Annotated in this window: 8 protein-coding genes; 3 read left to right on the top strand and 5 right to left on the bottom strand. The window is 72.5% G+C overall.

Annotated elements, in window-relative coordinates; translation table 11 throughout:
• Both PSU4_RS30360 and PSU4_RS30355 read right to left on the bottom strand, forming a co-directional pair.
• Positions 1–1,141: hypothetical protein (locus tag PSU4_RS30360; protein WP_186817272.1), on the bottom strand; the 1,141-nt coding region annotated here is incomplete at its 3' end.
• Positions 1,142–1,241: 100 nt separating this feature from the next.
• Positions 1,242–1,841: a dihydrofolate reductase family protein gene (locus PSU4_RS30355; protein WP_147116054.1), complete on the bottom strand. Its 600-nt coding sequence runs from the start codon at positions 1,839–1,841 to the stop codon at positions 1,242–1,244.
• 140 nt (positions 1,842–1,981) lie between these two features.
• Between PSU4_RS30355 and PSU4_RS30350 the strand changes: the two genes are divergently transcribed.
• The gene (locus PSU4_RS30350; RefSeq protein ID WP_147116052.1) at positions 1,982–2,455 is read left to right on the top strand and encodes a hypothetical protein; all 474 of its coding nucleotides are present in this window, start codon (positions 1,982–1,984) and stop codon (positions 2,453–2,455) included.
• Between the two features lie 348 nt (positions 2,456–2,803).
• Here the strand turns inward: PSU4_RS30350 and PSU4_RS30345 are convergent, their stop codons facing one another.
• On the bottom strand, positions 2,804–3,130 hold the full coding sequence (locus PSU4_RS30345) for an ArsR/SmtB family transcription factor (protein WP_147116051.1): 327 nt from the start codon (positions 3,128–3,130) through the stop codon (positions 2,804–2,806).
• Positions 3,131–3,193: 63 nt separating this feature from the next.
• On the opposite strand from PSU4_RS30345, the gene PSU4_RS30340 reads away from it, so the two are divergent.
• Positions 3,194–4,258, top strand: coding sequence for an alanine racemase (locus PSU4_RS30340; RefSeq protein ID WP_186817271.1), 1,065 nt, complete (start codon positions 3,194–3,196; stop codon positions 4,256–4,258).
• Positions 4,259–4,267: 9 nt separating this feature from the next.
• Here PSU4_RS30340 and larC read toward each other — a convergent pair whose 3' ends face one another.
• The gene (gene larC / locus PSU4_RS30335; protein WP_222596457.1) at positions 4,268–5,011 is read right to left on the bottom strand and encodes a nickel pincer cofactor biosynthesis protein LarC; all 744 of its coding nucleotides are present in this window, start codon (positions 5,009–5,011) and stop codon (positions 4,268–4,270) included.
• Positions 5,012–5,013: 2 nt separating this feature from the next.
• A complete protein-coding gene (locus PSU4_RS30330) occupies positions 5,014–5,403 on the bottom strand; it encodes a DUF4870 domain-containing protein (RefSeq protein WP_246115454.1) in 390 nt (129 codons plus the stop codon).
• 141 nt (positions 5,404–5,544) lie between these two features.
• Here PSU4_RS30330 and PSU4_RS30325 point away from each other — a divergent pair, with 141 nt between their 5' ends.
• A complete protein-coding gene (locus PSU4_RS30325) occupies positions 5,545–6,300 on the top strand; it encodes an SDR family oxidoreductase (RefSeq protein ID WP_147116045.1) in 756 nt (251 codons plus the stop codon).
• Positions 6,301–6,491: the final 191 nt, after the last annotated feature.

The raw sequence follows: 6,491 nt of genomic DNA, 5'->3' as shown, positions 1-6,491 counted from the left end.
GGGGAACCACAGCGGCTACGGCGGTCAGACCGGCAACCAAGGCGGCAACGGTGGTCACTCGGGCAACCTGGGCGGCGACAACGGCCAGCTGGGCAACCAGGGCGGCCACTCGGGCAATCACAGTGGCCGGGGCCACGACAACAACGGTCAGCAGGGCCCGCGCGGCGGTCAGCAGCACGGCGACCCGCGCGGAGGTCAGCAGGGCGGCGTGAACAACGGCCACGGCCCGCAGCGCGGCCACGGCCAGCAGTGCGGCTGCGGCGGCAACCACAGCGCCGACGACCACCGCTGGAACAACGACCGGGACCGCGACGACCACCGCCACGGTGACCGCGACCGGGACCGTGACCGCGGCGACCACCGTGACCGCGGCGACCGCGACGGGCGCTGGAACGACCGCGACCGTGACCGGGGCGACCACCGTCACGGTGACCGCGACCGGGACCGTGACCGCGGCGACCAGCGTGGGAGCGACCGTGACCGCGGCGACCGCGACGGGCGCTGGAACGACCGCGACCGTGACCGGGGCGACCACCGCCACGGCGACCGGGACCGTGACCGTGACCGGGGCGACCACCGCCACGGAGACAGGGACCGTGGCCGCGGCCAGCAGCACCGCGGACACCACCACCATGGTGACGACCGCCGTGTCCAGGACGCGCGCTGGGACCGCGGCGGGGACCCGCGTGGCGGTCACGACCGTGACCGCGGCAACTGGCAGTACGACGGCTGGAACCGCGGCGGCGACTGCGATGACGACGCCGCTCCCGTCCGCGGCGGCGGGAACTGGGGCGGGCACGACCGTGACCGCGGCAACGACCGTGACCGCGGCAACGACCGTGGCGGCTGGAACGGCGACCGCAACGACCGGGGCGACCGTGACCGCGGCGGCGACCGCAACGACCGGGGCGACCGTGACCGCGGCGGCTGGAACGGCGACCGCGGCGACGACCGTGACCGCGGCAATGACCGCAACGACCGGGGCGACCGTGACCGCGGCGGCGACCGTGGCGGCTGGAACGGTGACCGCGGGAACGACGGCGGCGACCGTGACCGCAACGGAGACCGCGGCGACAACCGGCCGAGCGGGAACAACAACCCCACTCGGCCCTCGTTCGACGTCAACGGCTTCGTCCAGCACGTTCTGAACACCAGCCTGACCATCGCCGGGCGCTGACCTTCGCATCATCCCGACACGGCCCCCGCCTCCCCCGGAAGGCGGGGGCCGCGTCGTGTCCGGGTCAGCGCACGAGCCGGTAGGACAGGTGCGTCGCCCAGGGTGAGACGACGACGTCGGTGCGTTCGAGCTCGATGTCCTGCTCGAAGCCCTCGAAGAGCCGGGTGCCCTCGCCGAGGAGGAGCGGCGCGACCGTCAGAACGAGCTCGTCGACGATCCCGGCCGACAGCGCCTGCCGGATGGTCTCGGCGCCTCCCATGACGCACACGTCGCGGTCTCCGGCAGCCTCCCGCGCGCGGTCGAAGGCGGCCCGGAAGCCGTCGACGAAGGTGAAGCCCTTGTCGGCGTCGGGCTGGTCGTCGGGGCGGCGGGTCACGACGAACAGGGGCCGGTCCCAGGGGTTGCTGCCGCCCCATGCGCCGGCGGAGTCGTAGGTGTTGCGTCCGCACACGACGGCGCCCAGGCGCGCCATGGCGTTGTCGAGGACTGTCTTGTCGACCGGGTCGGGTTCGCCGCTGGGTTCCTCGGCGTAGCTCCAGGGGCCGCCGAAGACCCAGTAGTGCAGGCGTTCCCCACCGATGCCGAGCCCGGCGTCGGGGCCTGCGTGGGGTCCGGTGACGTACCCGTCGACGGATGTGGTGATCGTTGCGACGACCTTGCCCATGACGTGCCCTCCCGTGTGGTTGTCGGTGTAGACGTCGTGGGGCGCCGGAACTCATCTGCGGATCGGCCTGACATCCGTCACGGGAGGGTGGTGACGGAGGGCATCGGGCGCGGGTACAGGCGGGGCGCAGTATCGCTGCCATGGAGGAGCAGGTGAACGCGCCGGCGCAGCTGCGGCACGTGATCACGTTGTTGTTGGCGAATCTCGCGCTGTCGGCGGTGCTGGCGATTCTGTTCGTCGCATTCCACGCGTCGTTGATCGATTATCAGCTCGCACATCTGGGGCTGTCTGCGGGCGTGGACGTCGACGGCGTGCGGGCGGGGCTGAGCGTGGGGCTGTGGTCGCGCGCGGTGGCCGTCGTGATCATCGGTGTCGTGTACTCCTTCCTGATCCGGCGGCTGCGGGAGGGGCGACGGCGCGCGTACCTGCGGGTTCTCGTCCTGTCGGTGGTGAGCCTCGCGGGGATCGCGTATCTGCTGGTGTCGTACCAGTACCCGGCGTGGGTGCGGGTCGAGCAGGTGATCCAGGCCGTCGTGCTCATCGCGCTGTTGTGGGCGACGACGCGTCCTGCGGTGCGGGCGCATTTCGCGCGGCGCACTGTTCCGGCGGCCTGACGATGGGGTTCTCCCCCGTCGAGGGGTCGGGTGGAGCCCGCGTCGCCGTAGGGTCTGCTCGGTCGTTTCCGGGGCGCGTCGGCGGCATTCTTCTCCTACGCGGACGAGCACGGTAAATGATTCCGAGCTCGCCGTCACCGCGGGTCATGGGGGCATTCGCGGTGGCGGCGTCACGACGAGCCGCCCGCCGAACGACGACCGGCGGGCGGCTCGGTCATGTCGGCGGGCCGCAGCGGTCGCAGCCGTCGGCGGATTCGGTGTGGGCGGTTCCGGCCGGTGCGCAGCAGAGGTCGCGGCGACGAGCAGCCGGATGCGGTGGGTGAGGACGGCGCGGGTCGGGGAGAGGTGTCAGGACGCTGCGGCGGAGACGCCGTGGGCGGGGCAGAGGGCGACGGCCTCACCGGTGCCGGCGAGCAGCCGTTCGGCGGAGCGCAGCAGGTCGAGGAGCTCGGGCCGGGTCAGCGAGTAGAACGACTGCCGACCCTGGGGGCGGTAGCCGACGAGGCCGCAGTCGCGCAGGCAGGCCAGGTGCGAGGAGACGGTGGACTGCGGGAGTTCGAGCAGCCGGGTGAGGTCGACGACCCGTGCTTCGCCGTCGGCGAGCCGCGTGAGGATGACCAGCCGTGTGGGGTCGCCCAGGGACCGGAACAGCGCAACGGCAGCATCCATCGACATTCACCGATGTTAACGGCCCGGTCCGATGGACGGAACCGCCCGCCGACGCGCACGATGGGCGACATGACCGACGCCCCGGCGACGCCCTACCTCGCCGTCGACCTCGACGTGCTGTCCCGCAACCTGGAGAACACCGCCCGGTGGGCCCGGGCGCGGGGGTTGCGGCTGCGTCCGCACGCGAAGACACACAAGAGCCCGGAGATCGCCCGGCGGCAGATCGAGTCGGGTGCGGTGGGCCTCACCGTTGCGACGCTCGCCGAGGGCGAGATCTTCAGTCGCGCCGGCGCCACCGACCTGTTCGTCGCCTACCCGGTGTGGGCGGCGGGCGAGCGGGGCGCGCGGCTGCGGGCTCTCGCGCAGGGCGTGGCGCTGCGCGTCGGCGTCGACTCGGCCGAAGGGGCGCAACATCTCGGGATCGCACTGGCGGGGACGTCGGCGTCGGTGATGGTCGAGGTCGACAGCGGGATGCGCCGCACCGGCGTCGCGCCCGGAGAGGTGCTCGAGGTCGCCCGCGCCGCCGACCGGGCGGGGGTGCGCGTCGCCGGTGTGTTCACCTTCCCCGGACACGGCTACGCGCCGGGCGGCGCCGCCCAGGCCGCCGCCGACGAGGCGACCGCTCTCGCCAAGGCGGCAGACATATTGCGCGGCAACGGTTTCGACGACCTCGAACTGGGCGGTGGCTCCACACCGACGCTCGCGCACTCCGACGCCACCGTCCTCACCGAGGTCCGGCCGGGGGTCTCGGTGTTCAACGATGCCCAGCAGGTCGAGCTCGGCACGTGCGGGTGGGAGGACGTGGCGCTCACCGCGGTCGGGACCGTCGTGTCCCGCGGCGACGGCCGCTTCGTCCTCGACGCGGGCGGCAAGGTGCTGGGCGCCGACCGCCCGGGATGGGCGACGGGCGCGGGGCGTGTCCCGGCGATGCCCGACGCCCGGGTGGTCCTGCTGTCGGAGCACCACGCCGTCGTCGAGCTCCCGGCCGGGGAGACGTTGCCCGAGCTGGGGGACCGCGTCGCCGTCGCGCCCAACCACGTGTGTGCCGCGGCGAACCTCGCACGCGAGTACGTCGTGACCATGGGCGGCCGGGTGACCCGCTGGCCGATCACCGCGGCGGGCGCGAACACCTGACCGGGCAGGTCAGACGACGTCGCCGACGACCACCCGTACGACGTTGGCGACCTCCGCGAGGTCCCGCGTCCCCGCCCCCGTCCCGATGGCCCGCGGCACCATGCGCGGCATCGGCCCCCACGACGTCACCGCCGCGGCGAGCAGCGCGGCACCGGTCGGCGTGCACATCTCCCGTGGCGACGGCCCCGCGAAGCACGGTGCGCCCGCCACCCGCAGGACCTCGAGGGTCGCCGGCGCGGGGATCGGCACCAGCCCGTGGCTGCCCCGGCTGGTTCCGCTGCCCAGCGCGACGGGGCTCGCGTGCACGGCGTCGAGACCGAGCAGGTGCAGTGCCGTCGCCACCCCGACGACGTCGGCGATCGCGTCCAAGGCCCCGACCTCGTGGAAGTGCACGTCGTCGGGGGTGGTGCGGTGCACCCGGGCCTCGGCCTCGGCGAGGCGGGCGAACGCGTCGTGGGCGAGTGTCGCGACCGGCTCGGGCAGCCCAGCCGCGTCGAGGACGCCGCGCACGGCCTTCCACGTCCGGTGCTCCGGGTCGGGCGCGGTGTCGACGTCGACCTTCAGCGCACCGATGCCGTGCCGCTCGACCTCGTTGCGGCGCAACGTGATCGGCTCGACCCCGAGCGTGGCGACGTGTTCGGCGACGACACCGAGATCGGCTCCCGCGTCGACGAGCGCGGCCAGCAGCATGTCGCCCGCAGCCCCTGCGGCGCAGTCGACCCAGGCGATCCGGCGTGCGGACTCCACGGCCACGCTCAGTTCACGACCCGGACGGTGAGCGGGTAGCGGAACTCCTCACTGTTGCCCGCCTTGATGGTCCCGAGCACCACGAACACCAGGTAGAAGATGCCGTAGAGGGGCAGCAGCACGAACCCGATGAGCACGAACATCAGCAGCGCGAAGACGATCGTCAGCACGAACGCGTTGAGCTGGAAGTTCAGCGACTCGACGGCGTGCCTGCGCACGTAGGGCGAGACGTTGCCGCGGACGAGCAGCACGACAAGTGGCGCGACCAGACCCAGTGCGAACCAGGCCGTGACGATGCTGCCGACGTGCGCCGCCATCGCCCAGTTCCGGTCCTCGGCCGTGACGGGAACGGGCTTGTTGCGCGGATCCCAGGAGCCCGGTGGCGGGGGAACGGTCATGTGCCCATTGAAACAGTTCCGGCCGGTCCGGACGGGTGGATCCGGACTGCCACGGGGCTGGCGCGAGGGCCCGCCGGGGGAGAGGGTGAAACCCGGGTCACGACGACCGGAGCGTGACACACGGTGGAGGACAGGAGCTCGATGACGGAGGACCAGGGGCCCACGGGCCCCGTCGCGGTGGTGACGGGTGCGGGCTCGGGCATCGGACGGGTCGTCGCGCGGGCGTTCCTCGGTGCGGGATACCGCGTTGCGGTGACCGGCCGCCGGCGCGACCGGCTGGAGGAGACGATCGACGGTGCCGACGCCCTGGCGGTTCCGGCAGACGTGGGGGACCCCGACTCCGTCGACGAGCTGTTCGCCGCGGTCCGTGCGCGGTGGGGCAGGGTGGACGTCCTGTTCAACAACGCCGGAACCTTCGGTCCGGCCGCCACACCCGACGAGGTCCCCGTCGACGCCTGGCTCGACACCGTCCGCACCAACCTGACCGGGACGTTCCTCTGCGCACGTGCGGCGTTCGCGACGATGCGCGCCCAGTCGCCCCAGGGCGGCCGGATCATCAACAACGGGTCCATCTCTGCGCAGGTGCCGCGTCCGTGGAGTGCCGCGTACACGTCCACGAAGCACGGGGTCACCGGCCTGACCAAGTCGTTGTCCCTGGACGGGAGGCCCTTCGGCATCGCGTGCGGGCAGATCGACATCGGCAACGCCGCCACCGACATGACCGCCGGCTTCTCCGCAGGTGCACGTCAGGCCGACGGTTCCACCGCCCCCGAGGCGACCTTCGACGTCGCACACGTGGCCGACGCGGTGCTCTACATGGCGGGCCTCCCCCTGGAGGCCAACGTCCAGTTCCTGACGATCGCCGCCCGCACGATGCCCTACATCGGGCGTGGCTGAACGAATTTTCGACGAGTTCCGGCCCGCTGACCTGCGGAGACTCAATCACGACCCGGGCAATGCCGGGCCGGAACGACGATCTTGAACGTGACCTGGGTCATGAAGTGGCCCGAAAACGGCACGAATTCGCACCGTCGTCGCAGGTCAGACACCATTCAGGGGGGCGATTTGCACCCGCTGGAAGGGCTCCT

The organism is Pseudonocardia sulfidoxydans NBRC 16205 (genome assembly GCF_007989085.1).
In the GTDB taxonomy this organism is placed as follows: Bacteria; Actinomycetota; Actinomycetes; order Mycobacteriales; family Pseudonocardiaceae; genus Pseudonocardia; species Pseudonocardia sulfidoxydans.
Note: the sequence above shows the minus strand (reverse complement) of the source record. Positions and strands in the feature narration are given on the sequence as shown.

What these genes read in the sequence shown, in the direction of transcription:
- PSU4_RS30355 (WP_147116054.1), bottom strand. Translation starts at nt 1,841, where the DNA reads ATGGGCAAGGTCGTCGCAACGATCACCACATCCGTCGACGGGTACGTC.
- PSU4_RS30350 (WP_147116052.1), top strand. Translation starts at nt 1,982, where the DNA reads ATGGAGGAGCAGGTGAACGCGCCGGCGCAGCTGCGGCACGTGATCACG.
- PSU4_RS30345 (WP_147116051.1), bottom strand. Translation starts at nt 3,130, where the DNA reads ATGTCGATGGATGCTGCCGTTGCGCTGTTCCGGTCCCTGGGCGACCCC.
- PSU4_RS30340 (WP_186817271.1), top strand. Translation starts at nt 3,194, where the DNA reads ATGACCGACGCCCCGGCGACGCCCTACCTCGCCGTCGACCTCGACGTG.
- PSU4_RS30330 (WP_246115454.1), bottom strand. Translation starts at nt 5,403, where the DNA reads ATGACCGTTCCCCCGCCACCGGGCTCCTGGGATCCGCGCAACAAGCCC.
- PSU4_RS30325 (WP_147116045.1), top strand. Translation starts at nt 5,545, where the DNA reads ATGACGGAGGACCAGGGGCCCACGGGCCCCGTCGCGGTGGTGACGGGT.